This is a genomic window from Irregularibacter muris, from assembly GCF_024622505.1.
Lineage (GTDB): Bacteria > Bacillota > Clostridia > Eubacteriales > Garciellaceae > Irregularibacter > Irregularibacter muris.
Genome location: NZ_JANKAS010000019.1, coordinates 1 through 21,462 on the forward strand (window position 1 = coordinate 1; position 21,462 = coordinate 21,462).

21 protein-coding genes are annotated in these 21,462 nt (G+C 35.9%); 2 read left to right on the plus strand and 19 right to left on the minus strand.

What is annotated here, in order from left to right; genetic code table 11:
* Positions 1–164: 164 nt before the first annotated feature.
* The 6 genes from NSA47_RS14090 to NSA47_RS14115 form a co-directional block, all read right to left on the minus strand.
* Positions 165–683: a ferritin-like domain-containing protein gene (locus NSA47_RS14090; RefSeq protein WP_257533066.1), complete on the minus strand. Its 519-nt coding sequence runs from the start codon at positions 681–683 to the stop codon at positions 165–167.
* 96 nt (positions 684–779) lie between these two features.
* On the minus strand, positions 780–1,481 hold the full coding sequence (locus NSA47_RS14095) for a (Fe-S)-binding protein (RefSeq protein ID WP_257533068.1): 702 nt from the start codon (positions 1,479–1,481) through the stop codon (positions 780–782).
* The gene (locus NSA47_RS14100; protein WP_257533070.1) at positions 1,474–1,941 is read right to left on the minus strand and encodes a methylated-DNA--[protein]-cysteine S-methyltransferase; all 468 of its coding nucleotides are present in this window, start codon (positions 1,939–1,941) and stop codon (positions 1,474–1,476) included. The genes NSA47_RS14095 and NSA47_RS14100 overlap by 8 nt, the downstream gene beginning before the upstream one ends.
* On the minus strand, positions 1,938–2,486 hold the full coding sequence (locus tag NSA47_RS14105; RefSeq protein WP_257533072.1) for a bifunctional transcriptional activator/DNA repair enzyme AdaA: 549 nt from the start codon (positions 2,484–2,486) through the stop codon (positions 1,938–1,940). The genes NSA47_RS14100 and NSA47_RS14105 overlap by 4 nt, the downstream gene beginning before the upstream one ends.
* A gap of 371 nt (positions 2,487–2,857) precedes the next feature.
* On the minus strand, positions 2,858–4,714 hold the full coding sequence (locus NSA47_RS14110; protein WP_257533074.1) for a serine hydrolase domain-containing protein: 1,857 nt from the start codon (positions 4,712–4,714) through the stop codon (positions 2,858–2,860).
* Between the two features lie 53 nt (positions 4,715–4,767).
* Entirely contained in the window at positions 4,768–4,965 is a 198-nt protein-coding gene (locus NSA47_RS14115; RefSeq protein WP_257533076.1) for a nucleic acid-binding protein, read from the minus strand.
* A gap of 380 nt (positions 4,966–5,345) precedes the next feature.
* On the opposite strand from NSA47_RS14115, the gene NSA47_RS14120 reads away from it, so the two are divergent.
* Positions 5,346–6,980, plus strand: a complete 1,635-nt coding sequence (locus NSA47_RS14120; protein WP_257533079.1) for a multicopper oxidase family protein — start codon at positions 5,346–5,348, stop codon at positions 6,978–6,980.
* Between the two features lie 227 nt (positions 6,981–7,207).
* Here the strand turns inward: NSA47_RS14120 and NSA47_RS14125 are convergent, their stop codons facing one another.
* From NSA47_RS14125 to NSA47_RS14185, 13 genes are all read right to left on the minus strand, one after another.
* Complete coding sequence (locus NSA47_RS14125) at positions 7,208–8,086, minus strand: carbon-nitrogen hydrolase family protein (RefSeq protein ID WP_257533080.1); 879 nt, start codon at positions 8,084–8,086, stop codon at positions 7,208–7,210.
* Positions 8,083–8,289, minus strand: a complete 207-nt coding sequence (locus tag NSA47_RS14130; RefSeq protein WP_257533082.1) for a hypothetical protein — start codon at positions 8,287–8,289, stop codon at positions 8,083–8,085. Before NSA47_RS14130 ends, NSA47_RS14125 begins: the two co-directional genes overlap by 4 nt.
* A gap of 36 nt (positions 8,290–8,325) precedes the next feature.
* Positions 8,326–9,429 carry a serine hydrolase domain-containing protein gene (locus tag NSA47_RS14135; RefSeq protein ID WP_257533084.1) on the minus strand — a complete coding sequence of 368 codons (1,104 nt, stop codon included), beginning with the start codon at positions 9,427–9,429 and terminating at the stop codon, positions 8,326–8,328.
* A 181-nt stretch (positions 9,430–9,610) separates the two neighbouring features.
* The gene (locus tag NSA47_RS14140; protein WP_257533086.1) at positions 9,611–10,060 is read right to left on the minus strand and encodes a YoaK family protein; all 450 of its coding nucleotides are present in this window, start codon (positions 10,058–10,060) and stop codon (positions 9,611–9,613) included.
* Between the two features lie 284 nt (positions 10,061–10,344).
* A complete protein-coding gene (locus NSA47_RS14145; RefSeq protein WP_257533088.1) occupies positions 10,345–10,842 on the minus strand; it encodes a M15 family metallopeptidase in 498 nt (165 codons plus the stop codon).
* Between the two features lie 11 nt (positions 10,843–10,853).
* The gene (locus NSA47_RS14150) at positions 10,854–13,325 is read right to left on the minus strand and encodes an FtsX-like permease family protein (RefSeq protein ID WP_257533090.1); all 2,472 of its coding nucleotides are present in this window, start codon (positions 13,323–13,325) and stop codon (positions 10,854–10,856) included.
* A gap of 59 nt (positions 13,326–13,384) precedes the next feature.
* Complete coding sequence (locus tag NSA47_RS14155) at positions 13,385–14,065, minus strand: ABC transporter ATP-binding protein (RefSeq protein ID WP_257533092.1); 681 nt, start codon at positions 14,063–14,065, stop codon at positions 13,385–13,387.
* Positions 14,066–14,168: 103 nt separating this feature from the next.
* Complete coding sequence (locus tag NSA47_RS14160; RefSeq protein ID WP_257533094.1) at positions 14,169–15,206, minus strand: sensor histidine kinase; 1,038 nt, start codon at positions 15,204–15,206, stop codon at positions 14,169–14,171.
* A gap of 23 nt (positions 15,207–15,229) precedes the next feature.
* Positions 15,230–15,892 (minus strand): response regulator transcription factor, encoded by a 663-nt coding sequence (locus NSA47_RS14165; RefSeq protein ID WP_257533096.1) that lies wholly within the window; start codon positions 15,890–15,892, stop codon positions 15,230–15,232.
* A 97-nt stretch (positions 15,893–15,989) separates the two neighbouring features.
* Positions 15,990–16,796 (minus strand): helix-turn-helix domain-containing protein, encoded by an 807-nt coding sequence (locus tag NSA47_RS14170; RefSeq protein WP_257533097.1) that lies wholly within the window; start codon positions 16,794–16,796, stop codon positions 15,990–15,992.
* A gap of 561 nt (positions 16,797–17,357) precedes the next feature.
* The gene (gene nhaC / locus NSA47_RS14175) at positions 17,358–18,824 is read right to left on the minus strand and encodes a Na+/H+ antiporter NhaC (protein WP_257533099.1); all 1,467 of its coding nucleotides are present in this window, start codon (positions 18,822–18,824) and stop codon (positions 17,358–17,360) included.
* 14 nt (positions 18,825–18,838) lie between these two features.
* A complete protein-coding gene (locus tag NSA47_RS14180; RefSeq protein WP_257533101.1) occupies positions 18,839–20,011 on the minus strand; it encodes a MalY/PatB family protein in 1,173 nt (390 codons plus the stop codon).
* A gap of 11 nt (positions 20,012–20,022) precedes the next feature.
* A complete protein-coding gene (locus NSA47_RS14185) occupies positions 20,023–20,409 on the minus strand; it encodes a RidA family protein (protein ID WP_257533103.1) in 387 nt (128 codons plus the stop codon).
* A 253-nt stretch (positions 20,410–20,662) separates the two neighbouring features.
* Between NSA47_RS14185 and NSA47_RS14190 the strand changes: the two genes are divergently transcribed.
* A complete protein-coding gene (locus NSA47_RS14190) occupies positions 20,663–21,322 on the plus strand; it encodes a helix-turn-helix transcriptional regulator (protein WP_257533105.1) in 660 nt (219 codons plus the stop codon).
* Positions 21,323–21,462 lie beyond the last annotated feature (140 nt).

A 21,462-nucleotide genomic window follows, 5' to 3' on the forward strand; every position in this document is an offset into this window, starting at 1 on the left:
TATAACCTCCTTCGCCACGTAAATATGCATCTACAACTTTCTTTTTAAACTCATAACTGTATACAGCCATAAAAATACCGACCTCCAATCGTTAGATTTTTGGTCTAACTTTTGGGGGTCGGTACATACAAGGCGGTGCCTTTCTCTTTAATGTACTGTACTATTTATGATAATTGATAATACATCTCTCTGAAAATCTGTAGATGACGCTCTTCATCAAGTATGATACGGTTTAAGTTTGCTACGATATTTGGATCATAAATGGTGTTTGCTTGTCTAGAATATTTACTGATGGCTGCTTCTTCAGCTTTAATAGACTCAGCTACTAACCCACCTATGTCTTTTGGATAGCCAATAAAGGAAGGAGACCACCAACGCTTACAAGCACCGCCGCTCCAAATCCGCGGATCTGCCCCTAGTTGTAAAGCAAGTTGGGCGAATATGTCTAAATGATGCATTTCAACAATACTGATATGATGAAAACATGTTGCTATAGAGCTGTACTGTTCTCTCGCCACAACTGAGATATAGAAGTAACGAACAACATCGCTCATCTCGGAAACAATATCTCCTATATTACTGAGCATTTCACAAGCATAAATGGGATTTGGACCGCTTACTTGTACGGCAGGATAAGGTTCTCCTACTATATAATCACATTCATTTGGATTGTGATAATTCATTTCCATTCCTCCTCAGGTCAGTCAATATAATATATTTTATTCCTAAGGATAAAGAAATGTGATAAGGTCTTCCCCCAAGAACTGCTTGCACTGTAATTAGTGTTCATCAATATACTTATTCAATTCTTCATGATATACATCAATTCTTGTTTCCTGTGGTTGGGTTTCTTCATCTAAAACAAGATCCACCATATGATGGGCAATTTTTTCCCCTATGGTCATGGATTTAATACAGGAAACACAATATACCACAACATTCTTACAAGGCATTTGTGAGGCACGTTTTTTCTGTAATTCTATGATTTTATCGATTGGAAGTCTCGGATAAAAATTATCCCCACAACAAATGGATTTTGTGCCGCTGTATTTAGATTCTATAATTTCTATATTCATTTTCTTTAAAATATTTCTAACCGCTGCATGAACTTGAGGTTTTGGTCTGTAGGAGCAAGAATCCTGTACAGACACCGTCAATCCCCTATGATTTGGCAGGGAAAGTCCTTCCATACTGTTCAATACCTCCCATAGGGAAATTGTATTAACACCTTCATATAAAGAACGAAATCTTCTATCGCAACCTGCACAATTGTTTATTATGGTAGATCCATGGGGAAGTTTAGGCTCATGATGACAGCATATACTATGTAGCTGCACCTTCCCAAAATATTTGTTGAGCATGTCCAATATCTTTTGTCCCGATTTAGGTTTATAAATACTAAGTGCACACCCAGGATTAAAGTAGCATTTGTTCATATCGATATCAGAAATTTGTATACTTGAAATTTGACTTTCATGCATTTGCTTCATCTCCTTTTTCAATCTTTAGTAAAGTTTTTTTCATATCAAGACCCCCTACATAACCTGCAAGTGACCCATCTGTTTTGATTACACGATGGCAAGGAATCACTATTATGATTGGATTCTTATTATTGGCTATCCCCACTGCTCGACTTGCTTTAGGACTACTAATCATCTCAGCAATCTCCTTATATGTTCTGGTTTCTCCATAGGGAATCTTACCAAGAGCATCCCATACTTTCTCTTGAAACTTGGTACCATAAACTGCATATTGAAAATCAAAGGATTTACGTACCCCCTCTAAGTATTCACATATCTGACTATAAGCTAGGTCAGACAACTTAGACCTTTCTCCATCCTCTTCAATTCTATTCACTTTCTCAATGGAAAGAATTACTTTGTCCCTATAACCGATCTTTAGAAATCCAAATTTAAAATTATAAAAAGCATATTTAATCATTTTTGATGTTCCTTTCTATATGCAGCAGGAGGTAATCCTGTTCCATTTTTGAAAAAACGATAAAAGGATGATAATCCACTAAATCCTACGGAGTAGGCGATGTCAATAATCTCATCTTCAGTGTCCGAAAGCATCCGTTTTGCCTCAACCAGACGCAGATTAGCCACATATTCAGACAATGTTACACCATACTCATCCTTAAAAATTTCAGCCATACGACGATAAGAAACTCCTATCTTTTGCATTTCCAGATTCAAGTCGCAACTCTTGTTATATGAATCTTCCAGCAATTGCTTTGCCTTTTCTGCAATTTCCTTCATCGGTTGATAATCTAAGAGATCACTTCTACAACGCTTACAAGGTCGAAATCCAGCCTTTCTCGCTTGTTCTGATGTACCAAAGAAACAAACATTTTCACGTTTGGGTATTTTGGATTTGCAGGAAGGACGGCAATAAATTCCTGTAGACTTGACCGCGTAGAAAAAAATACCGTCATAGGATGCATCATTTTCGAATGTCGCTTTCCACATTTCTTCCTTTGTCATTTTTTATAGTCTCCTTTTCTTCTTGTTGACTCTCACATTGAAAATAGAAAAATCACCTACTATGCTTAAATTGTAGCACAGACATCTGGTGATTTTCTTCTCAATTCTGGATATTCAATTTTCATCTCCTCATTAATATTTCAGGTAGGTAAGAAGCCTGTTTTAGGATGTATCGCTTGCTATATTTACAAACAACCAGGCAAAATAGGAAGATGTATCTTTGCCAATGATATGGTTAATACAGTAGGTCAAGCATTGTGGGAAGCGAATGCTATCATTCTTGGTTCTACCGTGCACTTTCCATCTGCTAAAGGAACAGCGACCTGGTTTTTCCACCGTTTATTCTCAATCTTGAATCTGGTTTATTATTTTCACCAAAACTTAAACCATTGCCAATAAAAAGAATTCAATAGCATCGCAATACAAGAAAGAATGGTATTAAATATTTTTCTACTTGATAGATGCTTTCCCCATTCTTTAAAAGCGATAATGGAGCGAACAAGATAAATTAAAATCCAAGCTGAAAAGATGGTACAAAGAATCAATCCAAGGCGGATGTTTCTAGAGGTTTCATAGTTTATAACATTCATTACAACATATAAAAAGGAGAAAAACAATCCCAGATTACCGCCACTGGCCAATATTCTTTCACCATTTTTGGGCTCTGATGGTTTCTTTCTAAGCTTTCGAACCAGAGCTCTTATTATTGTATAGAGGCTATAAATCAGTGCTAAGCCCAAAATAAGGATTAGGAAAATTTCAATAGCATATACTATTGGGTTTTTGGGCAAATAATCTTGAACACCTATTTCTAATGTAGGAGAACCATTTTTATTTTCAGAAACAAATCCCGTACCTACAGTCTCACCATAATCCAATAAAAAACGATCAAAACCTACAGGGATTAATTCCATCCCCATCATCGGTACATAAAAATTATTCTCATTTCCAGATAAAAAAGGCATGGTCAAAAGGAAGCTATATAGTCGCAATGCTCCTGTTTTTATGGTACGAGCCTGGGTATAGACTCCTGAAATATTCCTCATTTGAAACTCATCCGTAGGCTCAGGGTATTTTCCAAAAATCATCTCTTGAAGCCCAATATTATAGACTGTTTCTCCACTCTGATTTGTCATTACAACTAATCCTATTCCACTTATCGGATCAAATTGAAGATTGGCCGAGGCTCCAGGCGTATTCCCTCCATGACCAAGGGCAAGAACTTCGGTTTTATCCACCCATAATCCATGGGCATTTCGTGGAGTATTTTTTTCATCATGGTAGAAAAGTGTTGGACTTAGGAATTGATCTAGGGTTTCCCGCTTTCTAAATAACTCTGATCTGTCTCTCCCTTTTGGTACCAAGGCTTTTCCAAATAGGAGAAAATCTTCTAATGTTCCTGTTGCCATACCGGCAGGATATAGGGCCAACTGATAACGACTAGGCCCTAAATCCCTAAGATCAGCAGAATAGCATTTTAAAAGATCCCTTTGTTCATTTACCCAGGAATTATCCTCTAAGGTGGGAAGGAGAGCGGTATGCTCCATACCTAATGGTTCAAAAATATGTTTATGTACGTAATCAGAGAAGCCCATTCCACTGACTCTTTCCACAATATATCCGGCTAAAGATACCCCCCAATTGGAATAAGCTACGACAGTTCCTGGCTCGTATAATTGATTGGGCAAGGAGCTCTTTAGAACATCTCCTAGTTCACCAACCTCTTCTCCAATGGGTATGAATAAATCAATTAGCTGTTCCTCCCATCCTGCATTATGATGCATCAGATTCATCATAGTAATTGGTTGATCATATTTTAAATTGGACAAAAATCCTTCTGGAAGGTAGGTTCTGATATCTTCACTTAAATTCATTTCGCCAAGTTCGACTAATTGCATTACTGAAACCCATACCAACATTTTAGTTACAGATCCCCACTCCATGACTGTTTCGGTTGAATTCTTAAGTTCCATCTCCATATTTCCATTGCCATAGTAACCTTCATGTATTGTCTCTCCATTTTGAAAAACGGCTACCGATACTGCTGCTGTCGTATCTTTATATTCTTCTATATAAGTTTCTATTTCTGTTTCCAAATCCGAGACATGAATACCCGAGGGGGTGACACCTTGTTCAGCTGCCTGACTGACTCCTCCTGCTGCCATCATGACCAGAATCAAGACTACTAATTGTAAGCTTATCCAACGCATCAAACCTCTCTTTTTCATAATTCACCTCTTTTTTTACTACCATCTGATACCTCCATTATCTATTGTATCGTCTATTCTAAGTTCTTTGTATTTTCAACGTAGATAGATACCTCTCCACAGTTTGGACAAATTGCTACTTTGGGTTTTCCTATTCTATTGGCGAATAAACGCTTATCGTCTGTTGCCATTACGATTCCATAGCCACCACCTTCAACTTTTATTGAGCAATTTTCAATCATTTTGGTTTTACACCTTAGACATTCCCTCATAATATACCCCCCGTTAATTTTTATTTATATTTCTTATAAACTAATATTCCTTCTAATCTTTCTTAATTACACTATATCATCTTTAAAATACTATCTCTTTGTCGCTGTTAGTCAAATGGTATGCCCCTACTCCTCACCAATGATTTTTATCCTCCATTCTTTTTAACCATGGTATCACCTCATTAAATAAAGATCTAGTTGGTTCATAATAAAATTTCCCCTGTAATTTTTTCATCATACCTATTGTCTGTACAAATATAACATGAAAAACCCTTCCTTATTCAAAGTGTTTATCACATCTTATTTCCCCTTGCATATAATATTACAATACAATATATCTATTTTCTCTCTTATAATTTCCATGTAAAGGATGTGTCGTGATGAAAGATTATACAGATATTATGTATGAAACTAAAGTCGATCCTTCAAATCCTGAAACCATCCCTAAATTTGTTGACCCCCTACCCATTCCCAAGGTTGCAATACCCTATGGATTTGATGATTACTCGATAGAAAAAGAAACATTTTATAATATAGTGATGAAAGAAACAAAGCACAAGTTCCATCGAAGCTTTCCCTGGACAAAGGTTTGGGGATATAACGGGACTTACCCAGGGCCAACCATAGAGGCTGAAAAAGACGTGCCTATTAAAGTGGCATGGAAAAATCAACTTCCAAAGAAGCATCTCTTACCAGTGGATCATACTTTGCATGGGAGTATCAATAGTCCTGATGTACGAACCGTTGTCCATGTTCATGGGGCAAATGTAGCCTCTGATAGTGATGGACATCCCGAAGCTTGGTATACTCATAATTATAATCACGTGGGACAGACTTTTGAAAGAAAGGTATATGAGTATACCAATCATCAACCCTCTGCTACTATGTGGTATCATGATCATGCGATTGGCATAACAAGATTAAATGTATATGCCGGCTTGGCTGGATTTTATATTCTTCGAGATGAATTGGAAAAAAGGTTAAACCTTCCAAGTGACGATTATGAAATACCTCTATTGATTCAAGACAAAACCTTTAATGTAGATGGGTCGCTGTATTATCCTGATAATGCAACCCCAGAAGTCCCCCATCCCATTCCATCTACTCCATCCTTTTTCTTTGGAGAGACCATTGCTGTTAATGGGAAACTTTGGCCATATTTAAATGTTGAACCCCGTAAATACCGATTTAGGATATTGAATGGTTCTAATACACGAGCATATGATCTTCAATTAGACAATGGGGAAAAATTTCATCAAATTGGTACAGATTTAGGACTTTTACATCATTCCATTGAAATTGAATCCTTCACCTTAGAGCCTGCTGAGAGAATAGACTTGATCATTGATTTTTCTAAATATAAGGGAAGGAATATCACTTTAATCAATAGCAATGCCGGGGCTGTAGGTTCACCTCATACAGGATTTATCATGAAGTTTAAAGTTGACGATTACTGTCAATCAAAAGATACCAGTATAATTCCAGATGAATTGTTCCCTTATCATCCTATGAATCCAGCCTTAGCTACTAAACAAAGGACCATGACTTTAGCAGCAAAAGATGATCCCCATTATGAAGGCAGAGTGCAGCATCTATTAAATGATAGGATGTGGAGTGATCCAGTAACAGAAATCGTAGAATTGGATACTATTGAAATATGGCATATACGAAATACCTTCCAATTCCCACACCCTGTACACGTGCATCTGGTTCCTTTTCAGATCCTTGGAAGAAAACCGGTCACAGATTCTGATTTCGATGAAAATGGAAACTATCGATTTGATCCCACCAATCCTGAAGATTTTGAGAAATTAAACAAACCTTTCCCCTATGAAGACGGTCTAAAGGACACCGTTCGAGCAGAACCCGGTGAAGTCACCTCTATTATGATGCATTTCAAAGAGCATGTCGGAGATTATGTATGGCATTGTCATATACTGGAGCATGAAGATAATGACATGATGCGACCCTTAAAAGTTGTAGAAAGGGTTGTAGAAAACTGCCCTACAAAATAAGATAGATCTAAATAGACCCTATAATATTTAGTGTTGGCAATAAAAAGCCAACACTTTTTTTGCAAAAAAGTGATATGAATTCTAATAAAACGCCGTCAAAAACAATGATTTTTCTTTTATTAATAATCCATTAACGGAAGGCTATTGTTTAACCTTTGGTAACCTGCTAACCATCCAAAATAGGCCCCTTTGGTATCAGATCCATATTCTCTATAAAATCCCTCCTATTATTCTCTATAGTCCTGTCTGACAAAGGGTTCTTTTATATTTTTTGAAGTAAGTAATTGGTATTTCTGTGGACGACGATATGCATTGCCATGAACTTCCCAACTTCTATACTCTCTAATTTCATCAATAGGGAAGTCAGCCATATAGATTCCCTCTCCTTCTCCTGCTTCAATAATAAGTGTGTCTCTTGAACCAGATTCAGAAGGCCTATAAGCAATCCCATCAAATGCAGTAGAATGACCGTTACAATCCGGTTTACCTTTTGGATAATTAACAGTTGCAATCCCAACCATATTTTCATAGGCTCTCCCTCTTAACTGTGAAATACGGTTTATTTCCATAGGACATGCATTAGGTACTAAAATAATTTCAGCCCCTTTTAGCATAAGAATTCTCGCACTTTCTGGAAATTCTCTATCATAGCAAATCATTGCACCTACTTTTACAACCCCATGTTCAGTATCTAAGTTAGCAACATTAAAGTGATCACCTGGTGTCAATCTACATTCATCTCCAAAGTCACAGGTGTGCACCTTTGCATAGGTAAGTACATTATTTCCAAAACCATCAAATAAAACGAAAGTGTTCCTAGGCAATGGATCATATTTCTCAAGGAAAGTTATTCCGATGGCCATATTAAGTTCTTTAGCAAGTTTTCCAAATGAATTTACAAATTCACTATTAGCAGATACAGCACTTGTTTTCAATTCATCAATATCTTCTGGAATATTATAGCCAACACTCCACATTTCAGGAAACAATGCAATATCGGCACCCATTTCTTTTGATTTTTTACAGTACTCCAATCCCTTTTGTAAATTCCCATCTAAATCATTTTCGGGAAGAATCTGCAATAAAGCCACTTTCAGATTTTTCACAGCAAAGCTCCTTTCATATTCATCTTTTTAAGCTCACTTTCATGGGCAATGTATTGGTTTAATATCATGATGAGTTCTTTTGCTTCATTGCTATAGATTTCAGGGGTTCCCATGATATTCCTTTTAAGGTAAGAAAGAGATAATTGAAGAATCTTAAACTCATAGTCTGTTAGGAGGATTTCCTCATTTTTTTCATGTTTCATAAATTACTTCCATCCCTCACAAGTAATAGGAACGGTTTAGTTTGTTTGTAAAGAAGTCAAAATATCAACTCCTATAACAGTTGCTGGGATCCTATAATCAGGTGGTAAATTGGATAATACGACTACTCCAATTTGTTTTTCCTTATCAAACCCAATATAGCTATTATAATTTCCCGTACCACCGTTATGCCATATAATATTATTTTTATCATCTATCATCCAACCCATGCCAACAGCATCTATTTGTATTCCTAGTTTCTCATAATTTCCATCAGAAGCATTTACTTCGATCAATGCTCTATGTGCAATCGATAAATATTCTAGATTTTCAGTCATATGTATTTGAACATATTTTATCATATCTTTTATATTTGATAACAATGCTCCAGCCGGCATATAGGCATCAGATTCTGACCATTCCCAATAGTTCTCTAAATCACCAGATCCATCTGTAATCCTCGTGTTTGCAAGTTTTAAATCTTCAACTATAAAATTATTTATCAATGTAGTATAATCGTCTCCATAAATTTCTTCAAGCACAGCTCCTAAAGCTGCAAAACCAAAATTAGAGTATGTAAATGCATACTCTCTATCCTCTAAATCTATTTTTCCCATTTTCTCTATGAGCATTGAATGAGTTATTCCATTGAATTCATTTTTCCTATGTAAAAAATTAGATATCATAGGTTTTTCAAAGTAAAATCCTTTATACCCTGATGTATGAGTTACTAGTCTTTTAATCGTTGGATAATACTCCTCCAATGGAAGATTCAAGTACTCGTTAATTGAATCCTCTAAGCTGATTTTTTCTTCATTTATTGCCTTACAGAATAGTGATGTAGTAAATGTTTTAGTAATGGAGCCAATTTCATATATATGCTCTTTGAAAGGTAATCTAGTGCCATCCTCACCATAAACGTTATACTCTATCTTGCCATTCTGTATAACCCCAACAGTGATTACCGCATCTTTATTTCCTTCAGTCGTATAATTAATCATTTGTTCGTATGTCATCTTGGATAATTCGTTTATTTTATATGACCCATAAATGCTATAAACACCAAAACCAATAGCAATAACTAAAACCATTACTAATATAACTTTCATCCACCTTTTCTTATTTACCTTATGCTTTTTCATTATATTGTTCCTTTCTCTCATCATTATGTAATAAAATTCAAATATTCAAGGGGAAATAAAAAGACTTCAGAGGCTGTGTCATGCTAGGGGATAGGGTCTAATTAATACATCAACACAATCAAAGTTAACAGCAATAACGGTAAAGATAAAGAGGATAGAAACAACATCTTGTCTTTTTCAATTATCTTTTTAATAATTTCTTGATTTCATGAATAGCTTGTGAACTATAAAACTGGCCTGGATAAATGGTTGTAGTTTTTAGTTTAAAACTTTGCAATTTATTTTTTTGTGTGTCAATCTTAATATCCTCTATGTCTTCCCATTTGGCCAATCGCTTTAGGTGAATTCCATGAACTCCTCCATAATAAATTCCTTTTTCATGAATCCCTTCTGCCACTACTCCGGATATTATAAAAACCGCTCCGGCAAGGGCAAGAATATAATAATGCCATACATTACCACCGATATAGGCAATAAAACAAAATATGAAGAGTATGATAGATGACAGAATCATCCTAGGCTTCGTTAATCGTATCGGGTGAATACACTGTCTTCGTATCCGGAAATGATAAATGCTGCCGGCAATAAATGCGAATAACAGCAAACCATATACTACTATTTCATCATCCATTTAAATACTCCTTTCTTAATCATGGGAATCTTGTTTTGAACAGTACCTTAAATATACTTTTACCTTTGCATAATGATGCAATGGTGATTTTCGTAATTTTCATCCTGCCAATTATACAATGGAGAAGTCTTTGTACTGATAAATACCTGATTAAAGGCACTATTCAATTATGACATCTTCCTTTGTTAAAAGATAAAGAAGAGGCCTTATCTCACCCCTAAGTTAAAATAATGCCTCTTTAAATGCTTATTATATTTGGGTATATTTGGTTTTAATCTTTATTCTTAAGGCAACCACCATCTATTTAATTCATAATGAGGGATATCTTGAACCTCATCAAAATAATAGCCTGGAGTAAGTCCTACTTCTCTACCAATTTGTGCACATTTTCTAAAAAACTCTACATCTCCATAAGGGTCATCTGTATTGTCTTTGCAGATATCAAATGCACGTCTCTTAGTGTGTTTACTGTTTTTCGTCCATGTGACGACTAAGCCGGGTGTCGTTCTGCCTTGTTCATAGAGTATATCTTGTCGGGCTTGGGTTCGATAGGTTTCTGTTATTCGCACATCAAGCCCATTTTCTTCACATCTTTCTAAAAACTCAAGGGCCAGTTCCTTGGTTTTCGGACTCAGTTCATCTAAATCTTTAATGATTTCAGTGGACGATTCATTCCTATCGTCATACTCTCCTCGATCAAATACAAATTCATATAGACCAACTCTCGGAAAGACCATAAATATCAACAATAAAAATATTAAAAACAATATTATCTTTTTCATTCTATTTTCACCTACATAATTCTGCTATTTGTCGTCAATTCTGCTTCTTTTAGAGTCTTGAGATAATTTCTCCTAAAGATTGCATATATCAAAAGCAGATAGAGCAAACAGAGATAAATTTTCATATTCAACAGTATCTCTAATACACCAAAGGCTTTATAAGCCATAGTACCAATATAAGCGGATATCAAGAGAAATGCAATACTGGTAATGCCGATGAATATCATATTATAGTGCACTTCTCGAATGATTAATTTTTTTAAAGTGCTTTTGTCCATCCCGATGATTTGCAATAGAACGAGTTCTTGTTTTCGGGACTCATTCATGCTATTGGTGGCGCTATAGGAGCTGGATAGACCAACGATTGCCATAAATACAGCGGCCATGAAGATTACGGAATATAACATTCGGTTGGAATTTGATTCAAAAGCATGCAGATTTTCTCTGCTGAAAAATTCCACATCCCGCATATTTAGATATTCCTCAGTTTTGCTTTTGATTTCTTCTAAACTTGTATCTTTCGGTAGTTTCAAGTAGAGAGTTTCTTCAAAGAAGACATCAGCTGCCGTATTCCTATCCGTTTCACTTAGAATCGACATAAAATGCTCCATGGGCATTAGGGCCATGAGTCCCTTTGATAAGGATGTCTTTACGATATTGGGGTCCCTCGAATAAGCCAACACCTCTAAATCAAAACCTTCTGTTTTTTCGTCAATGAATGATGGATTTACATTGACTCGAAGTCGATTTACACTTTCATCAATCACATTTGTGTATTCCAATCTGCTGTGAGGCTTTGTCAAGTCCGTAGGCATTGTATTTACTACGATGCATTCGCTGCCATTGCTGAAATCTTTTACTTCCAAATCAAGGCTTTCCACAATGTCTTCAAACCGATTGCTCCTGATTCCCACCAGATCCATCCCTATTTCTTCATATCCGCTGTCCTCTAGGTATTTCGGGTACATTTCCCGTAAATAAGTTTGATCCAATATGTTTTCATAATCATTACTCTTCTCTACATAGAAATCGTGTTTCCTATAGCTGATATACTCTTCTTCAAAATCATTGGTCAATTCTGAGATTAAATCCTCCGGCATATTTTTAGGGCTCATATAACTGATTTTGTAATTGTAGTAGGATAATTCATCGGGTCTATTGTAGGTTAAATCCAGATCCAAACCGGAAGCAAGAGCCAACAGCGCGCTGAGAATGAATAGTGACAGCGATATTGCCAATGTCGATACCACAGTCATTTTTTTGTCTTTTTTCATATTTATTTTGGACAAGTCTCCGATAAAATTACGTCCTCTAAGAGGATAGGATTTTTTATATTTTGTATTATCCTTTCGGTATAATTTCATAGAATCGATGGGATGTACTCGAGAAAGTTTAAATACAGGCCCTAATGATGCGAGGAGTATAACCAACACGCTTATGATCAAAATGAGTAGAATCAACAAGGGGCTGATGGTAAATTGAAAGATGTTTACATTTTCCGGCGATAAATTCATTTGCGACAAAGTGTAGTACTTATTGACCACTTTTATCATCAAAAAGTTCAGCACCATTCCGGAAATCACACCTAAAAATACGGGCTTTATGGCAATTTTCATTAATCTTTTGATGACCAGCTTTACGATATCTTTTTTTCTGGCCCCGACGCTTAGGAGCAAGCCGTATTCCCGCATATGGTTTTTTTCCCAAACCATAAAGATGTTTTTGATGACGATGATAAAAAAACATCCAATGAGTATGGATCCCGTTGCAAATATTTGAGGATACTTCTCGCTGCTTGCATTGACCATCCCATCATCAGAATTGACAAAATGACTGCTGAGATAGAAAATATTATAATCAACTCCCCCTTCATACAATGCCTTTTCATAATCCATTCCAAAGGATTCGTATAATTTGGGCGTCCTTTTATAGGTATCTCTTATATTTTTATACCAAATAATCACGTGATCGGCATTGGTTTTTAGGGTATCTGAGTCCATATAGGTACATATTGGGATTTCTTTTTCCCAACTCCTTGTATTGTAACGCATAAATCCTGTTATTTTATAATGCTGTTTGACATTGTCTTCATCCACTGTATCCAGACTGTCTCCGATTTTTAGATTCAAATCTTTGGCAGTCCATTTAGGAATTAGAATTTCATTTTCTTGATTTGGCAGTTCCCCATCTAATAAGGCGGCATTCATGGTCTCAAAATAATGCTTATCTCCTAAGATGACATTGAAAACAAAATCATTATTCAGACCCTTCTCCATTCCCTTTTTTCCGGAATAAGCTAATTTTTTTATATTTACATTGTTCTCCAAGGTATTTACTTTTTCACTGTCCAGATCTACGGGTATCACTGTATGATAATCCCCCATTGTCTTTTCTGCCATTTCCTGACTATTTCTTACGAAACTACCAAACATTAGTATGAACAGGGAAAGGGCTATTACGGCTAAAAAAATTGTAACTTTCAACGCTTTTAACCGTTTCTTTTCCCTGTCCAGTGAATTTTGAATATACAGATCATAGAGTTTCATCGTAAACTCACATCCCGGATAATTTTTCCGTCTTCTATTTGGAGGACCCGATCGGTTTTGTTCACGATCTCTTCATCATGACTTACCATGAGCATGGTTTGATGAAATGCTGAGTTTGAATATTTCAGTAGTTCGAATATTTTATTTCTATTTTCTCTATCCAGGTTGCCTGTGGGCTCATCCAGCAGGACAATAGAAGGCTTATTTATCAGGGCCCTTGCAATGGCTACTCTCTGTTGTTCTCCTCCAGATAAACTTTCCGGAAAGCTTTGTAATCTCTCTTTTAAATCCATTATATTCATGATTTTTCCATATAATTCGGCATCTACCTCTTTGTCATCCATTAGTACAGGAAGTAACATATTTTGTTCTACTGTTAAGTGGGACATGAGATTGTAGAATTGATAGACGATACCTATTCTCCTGCGCCTGTATAGGGCAAGTTTCGATTGACTGAGATGGTCCGTTCTCTCTCCTTCTACATAGATTTCTCCCTTAGAAGGTCGATCTAGGCCTCCTATGAGATTTAACAGAGTACTTTTGCCGCTGCCACTAGGACCAAATATTCCTATAAACTCTCCTCGATTGATCGAAACATTTACATCATCAAGTACTGTCTTTACCTCATTGCCATCTTTATAATCTTTAGTTAAATTTATCGTCCTTAATATTTCCATATTATCACCTCGATTAAAGTATATCGATCGAATCTTACATGTAAGTGACAGAACTAAAACAAGCTAGAAAAAATAACGAATAAAGAAGCATTTTTTCTAGCTTTTAATAGAATTTAAGGATAAACCTTCCACCACTATCATTTTCAGCGGTGATTGTCCCATGATGTTTTTCCAAAATATTTTTTGCAAGATTGAGCCCTATACCCGCTCCGGTTGTACTGTTTTTTGATTTATAAAATCGCTGAAATAATTTATTTAGATCCTCTTTTGTAAAACCTTCTCCATCATCTTTGATTACAATCTCTGAATATACATTGGTCTTTCTCGTCACAATGTGAACTTGGGACTTCCCATATTCAATGCTATTTTTCATAATATTGATTAGGGTTTCCACCATCCAATAAAAGTCCCCAATTATTATGAAATCTTCCCCTTCTACTGTAATTTTTATGGAGTTTTCTCGGATTTGGGTCTCTAGGCTTTCAATACTGGCATTGATTGCCTCTTTAATGGAAAACTCTTCAGACTTAAATTCTATTTGATTTACATCCAGTCTTGCAAGGGTCAGCATGGAAGAAATGAGGTGATTGACCTTCGAAAGTTCCTCGTCGATTTTAGCAAGGTCTCTTTCATTTTGATTTTCTCTGCACAGCTCAAGGAGGATTTCTATGGATGCTAAAGGTGTTTTGATCTGATGGGAGATATCTTCTAAATTTTCTTTTATTTTCAGCTTATCTCTTATGGCCAGCTCTTTACTTTCTCTTAATTCCAAAACTAATTTATATAGCTCGTCATGCAATACCCCAAGACTGCTTACTTCATCTATGGATAGGGAATAATCTCCTTTGGATAAGGACTCTAGTTTTGATTGAACCATTTCTATATATTTTAAAAAAGTTCTTTCCCTTTGATTATAAATATAAGTAAAAATAGAAGAGGGAATAATGCTCCATAAAACAATGAATATCCATACAAGATATTTATTCTCATAGATGATCATAGAACCGTCATATCCATAAGTCCCTAAATCCATTAATTTAGAAATTTCCCTATAGTATATTCCATCTATCATTTTGTATAATAAAAAGAATAGTATGAAGTTTACAAGAAATATCGTTATAAAGACTTTCTTCTTTTTCATTTTGATTCTCCTGCTTCTTTTATTCACTCAAATTTATATCCTAGACCCCTTATGGTTTTAATATTGCTGCCGTAGATGTCCAGTTTTTCTCTCAATCTTCTAATGGTGACGGATAGGGTATTGTCGTGAACAAATTCCTCATAATGATCCCAAGTGATTTCCATAAGAAAGTCTCTAGTCAATGTTCTCCCCATATTTCTCATGAAGGTTTCCAATAGCAAATATTCCTTCGGTCTCAGCTCCACTTCATTCCCATCTATGTGAAGTGCAGTCCCCTCGGTATCTAAAACCATTTTACCGTAATAAATAAATCGGTCATCTTCATTCTGATATCTTCTCAAGACGGTTTCTATTCTCGCCTTTAAAATACCTAGTTTGAAGGGTTTTGTAATGTAGTCATCTCCCCCGATTTTTAGTCCATTAATGATATCTACTTCTTCATCACGAACGGTGAGGAAAATAATAGGTTTTTTCAATTCTTTTATTTTGGGAACGATGCTAAAAGCATTTCCATCAGGAAGATTGACGTCCAATACAAATAATTCTATATCATCAATAAATTGATTATAAAACTCTTGGATTGTAGTGACTTCTTCGACTTTATAATCATTTCCTTCTAAATACGTCTTGATGCCTTCTCGTATTATTTTATTGTCTTCTAATACTAAAATTTTAGATTTTTCCATAGAACTTTCTCCTTGTAAATTCATCAATAGGAGTAGTTTGAAAATGGTATATAACTTTTCCTACTGGGCTCTATTCTATTCTCTATTGTTGAATAGGTTACCATAGATTAGAAAAGATTGAAACGATAATATCCCAAGTGTCGGGAAATTCCTTTATAATAGCATTTTTTATATCGCTGGAAGTAAAATGATTGAAGTTGTTCTTAGAGATGAAGTTTATTGTGCCATTTGTTTCCTCACCTATGGCGATATGGCCAGAAGCATATCCTCCCATTGCAATTTTCTGTGCAATAGAGCAACCGCCTATGGAATATATACCTAATGCAAATCCACCTACGGCAAAGATACCGATGGATAACCCCCCTATGGAGATTGCTCCCATAGCTATGCCTCCAACAGCCAATAATAAACCAAGGGATAAACCGGCTAATGTAAATAGCCCCAAACTTAATCCTCCAATGGAGAATATTCCTATTGATAGGCCACCAATGGATAACAATCCCTTTGCAATATTGCCAATGGCTACGATTCCTTTTGCTTTTCTCCTTCCATATCCTATATTGATATGAACTAGAGGTAAGCCCATTATTTTGGTTTTGCTACTATATTCATATTCAAAGCGGTAAGATACACTTTGTCTGTTTTCTACCGAAGAACTGTTCCCAACAAGTTCATCCAGACTTATATTAAATAGGTTAGCTAATACTATCAGCTTGTTCATTTCCGGTGTTGTCGTTCCTAGCTCCCATTTTGACACAGTTTGCCTGGCTACGTTCAATTTTTCACCTAGTTGTTCTTGTGATAACCCTTTTGCTTTCCTTAGCTCAATCAATCGTTCATTGAAGTTCATGGTTTTATTTCCTTTCTTAAAATGGTATTTGATATATTTTATATCTATCTTCATTATAATTTTTTACGCACTTATTTCTACCATTTTAACATGGAAATCACGCACTTAAAGTTAACATTTGTATAAAATGCCGTAAAATTAAGCATTTAAACTTATTTTTCATTTTAATAAGATATGGGATAAAACAAAAATAACTTAGTGCTAAAAACCAGTAAATTATTTAATTCTAGCTTTTTTTTAAAAATTTTTATACGAGAAAATATTCCTAAGTATTTAAAGAGACCTTTTTTCAACTGTCTCTTAATAAACTGTGTGTTACGGACGAAAACAAATTTGCCAAACATATTTTTTGTATGAGATCTGAAAACATTTTAATGAAAGCTTAGGGAAGGGAATTATTCAAGTCTGTCCCTTTCCTATATACTGGATTACACAAGAAAGCGTGCAAAAAACATGTACTTATGAAATAGGAAGGTTTAACCTCTCGGGATCAAGGCGAACTTTTCTATTTTAAAATAAAGTAGGGAAGCCAATAAAATCAGCTTCCCTTCTAAGATATGTTTCTTACCCATTGTAATTGAGTATTCAAGAATTTATTTTACAGAACTCCATTTTTTAAGAAACAGTTTTTGCTGAATTTTCAGGTGTGTGTTTAGAGCGTCTCCAGAATGGTCGGTATTTCACCTGATCATTTTTGTAGTATACACCAAATCCGAAATAGGCATTAAATAGTGCCATAAAGGGTGAAAGCAGCGAAAGAAAAGCAAAGGGCAAATATTCCAAAACTGGAACACCAAATACGCCTGAATAAAACACCCCGGAAACCGTCCACGGAATAATACAGTCAATCATTGTCCCTACATCCTCCATGGAACGAGAAAGAACAGAAGAATGAACATCAAGATCGTCATAGGCCTCACGAAATGCTGCCCCCGGAAGAGTGAGTGTGGTATACTGGCCACCACCACCTAACATTAGAGCAAGGCCAGCGCCTAAAGTAGTACCAATTAGAGCCTTTGAAGTGTGTACATATTTCATCACCCGTTCCATGATAGTGGAAAGAATGTTTAAATGACGAAGTACGCCTGAGAACATTCCTGCCATCATTGCTGTGAACATTACATAGGCCATACTCATGGCTCCACCTCGAGTAAGAAGATTATCTAGACTTTCTACTCCTGTTTTAGAAACATAACCATTAATAGCTACAGAAAGTACTTCCTTGAAGGTAGTATCTTGGAAAATAACAGCCCAAATTACGCTAAATAGAATGCCAATACCAAACGCAGCTAAGGATGGAACCCGCTTAATAGATAGAACAATAACTACAACAGGGGGGATCAACATCAAAGGATTGATATTAAATCCAGATTCTAGTCCATTAATTAATACATTTACATTTTCAAGATCGATATTCGATTGAGCGTATTGAGCTCCTAGCACTCCATAGGCAATAAAAGAAATAAGGAACAAAGGTACTGTAGTATATAGCATAGACACAATGTGATCAAACAGCTTTGTCCCTGAACTAGCAGATGCCAAAAGTGTCGTTTCAGATAGAGGAGAAAGCTTGTCTCCAATCACCGCACCAGATAGAATACACCCACATACCAAAGGTAGTGGAATGCCCAATCCAGATGCCACACCGATCAGTGCCACACCCATAGTTCCAGCAGTACCCCAACTTGTGCCAGTAGCCAGTGATGTAATAACACAGATAATCAGCGTAATAGGCAAGAATAGCATGGGATTGATTAGTTTAAGCCCATAATATAACATCGACGGAACACTACCAGACGACATCCAGATTCCAATGAGCATACCTACCATAATCATGATCATTACGGCCCCTAAAACACTTTTCCCGCCTTCAATAACCGCTTGCTCTACTTGTTCCCATTTATAGCCAACAACTAAAGCAAAAATTGCTACAACCATAATAGCAGCTAACATCGCAATCATAATATCTACGCCTGAAATAACCAAGCTAAGTACGGTTGCCAGTGGAAGTAAAAATCCAATAAGAGCTTTTTTCATCGTTAATTCCACTTTAGGATTTTGAGTTTTTGTATTCTCACTCATTCTTTTTCCCCCTTTTAATTTTTTACAGCTTTTATGATTCTTTCCATACCTTCTATTAAAACTTCACGCCTGCAGGCTAAGTTCAATCGTACAAATCCTTCTCCTACATCTCCAAATTTATGCCCTACTTCAACGATTACTCTTGCTTTCTTCTCAAATAGATTTTCCATAGCCGTCCTGTCAAGGCCAAGTACACGGAAATCTATCCAAACAAAATATGTAGCCTCAGCATCACCTACAACTACACCTGGTATTCCGTCTTCTAGCAATTTCTTGGTGGTATTATGGTTCTCGCTAACATAATCCATTAATTCCCTAACCCAATCATCACAGTGGTTAAAAGCTGCCTCTGTAACAGCAAGACCAAAGACATTCTTCCCATAGTTTAGATTCTGTTTTCTCAAAGATAGATTATAAGCCTCTAGCAATTCAGGATTTTCACATACCACAAAGGACTGTTTAACACCTGTTGTGTTATAAATCTTGCTGGTAGAGTAGCAAGTAATCGTGTTCATAGATAGCTCTTTGGAAAGAGATGCAATGGGTGTATATGTTTTTCCTGGGTATAAAAGGCCACAATATACATCATCAGACATAATGATAATATTATTCTTTAAACAGATCTCCCCTAGCTTTTCTAACTCCTCCCGACTCCATGCCCGTCCTACAGGATTATGAGGATTACACAGCCACATAATCTTTGTTCGCGGGGTAATTGCTGCCTTAAAATGCTCATAATCCATCTCAAAATGACCATTTCTCTGGACTAGAGGGTTATATATGGGAACCCGTCCGTTATCCCTTGTGACAGCATCAAAGCAAAAGTGCACTGGTGTTTGGAATATGATTTCATCCCCTGGCTCCGTCAGGGCTTCAATGATTGCCCAGGAGGATGGATAAACCCCTACATGGGTGGCAATCCATTCAGGCTTTATTTCCCAGCGTCCAAGACGTTTTTGCCAGTTGATAATAGCATCATAAAAACCTGGTTGTACAAAAGGATAGCCCAGATGACCTGCGTCTGCTACCTTATGAATTGCATCTAAAATCGGTTTGGCCGAAGGGAAATCCATGTCTGCTGTACCAAAACATAATAAATCCCTATCACCTGTTCTCTCTATTTCCGCTTCCCACTTCATTCTATTGACCTTTGAAGGGTCTATTTCCTTATGAAAAAGATTACTCATATTCATTCCTCCTAAGCACCTATTAAAGCAATGATTTCGATTTCACAAAGCACATCTTTAGGCAAGGTTTTTACCGCTACGCATGAGCGAGCTGGTTTGCTAACAAAGTATTTTGCATATACTTCGTTAAAATCTGCAAAATCGTCCATATCCTTTAAGAAGCAAGTGGTTTTTATAACCTTTTCAAAAGAGCTATTGGCTTCTTTAAGAATGTTGGAGAGATTCTGCATCACTTGTTCTGCTTGAATTTTTATCTCAGATTCTACCACTTCACCAGTTTCCGGATGAATAGGAATCTGACCGGAAGTGAATACCATATTCCCTACAACTATGGCCTGTGAATAAGGACCTATTGCAGCTGGAGCATTTTGAGTATTTATCGGAAATACTTTGCTCATTTTTTTCATCTCCTTTGATTACTAATGAATTATTGCACTAATTTTTCATATATTAAGTATAGTGCATTAAAATAGTTTAGTCAATGAAATATTGTTTATTATTTTGTATTTTTTAAAACATTTTATCTCTTCTATTCCCTTTATGTATTGTAAAATGGTTTATCCAATGAAAAATAGTTAATTATTGCAAATATTGGACTAAATTATTATAATTACAATACAAAGACTTAAAGAAATTAAGGAGAGAATCTACATGAATCAATATGCTAAATTAACAGCAACAGATCGTTTAATACTGGAATCCTATAAATCCGTATTAGATGGTCTTTCGGAATTTTTAGGTCTAGGCTATGAAATTGTACTTCATAGCCTAGAGGATATTAACTGTGCCGCCATCAAAGTGATCAATGGACACTATACAGGTAGAAAGGAAGGTGCACCTATCACTGATTTAGCTCTGGAAATGCTTGCTGAAATAAAAAAAAGTGGCAACAACCATACAAATCTTATCTATTCCAATCGAAATAATAAGGGCACCCCCATTCGTTCGGCAACCTTACCTATCACTGGAGAAAACAATCAGATTATAGGACTGCTTTGCATCAATTTTTATATGGATATTCCACTGCACGTCTATCTTGAAAGTATAATGAAAATTGATAATGGCCATAAAGATGTAGTAGAAAATTTTGCAAATGATACAGAGATATTAATCATGTCTGCTCTGGAAAATACAAAAACTGAAGTCTTTAATAATCCCAACATTTCTACCTCCAATAAAAACAAAGAGATCATTGCCCTGCTCAACGATAAAGGAGTTTTTAATTTGAAAGATGCTGTCATCAAGGTTGCAGAAAACCTAGGTATCTCTAAAAATACTGTATATCTTCATCTGCGCAATCTATCGGAATAGTAGTCCAACTTTAAAAGACGCAATCCAGCATACACTCATCCTTCATCAAGAATGGGATAAAATGCTTTCACGGGGAAAAGAGTATCAAAATTACTCTAATAAAATAGGAAGGTTTGCCCTTATCCTTGGGACAAACCTTC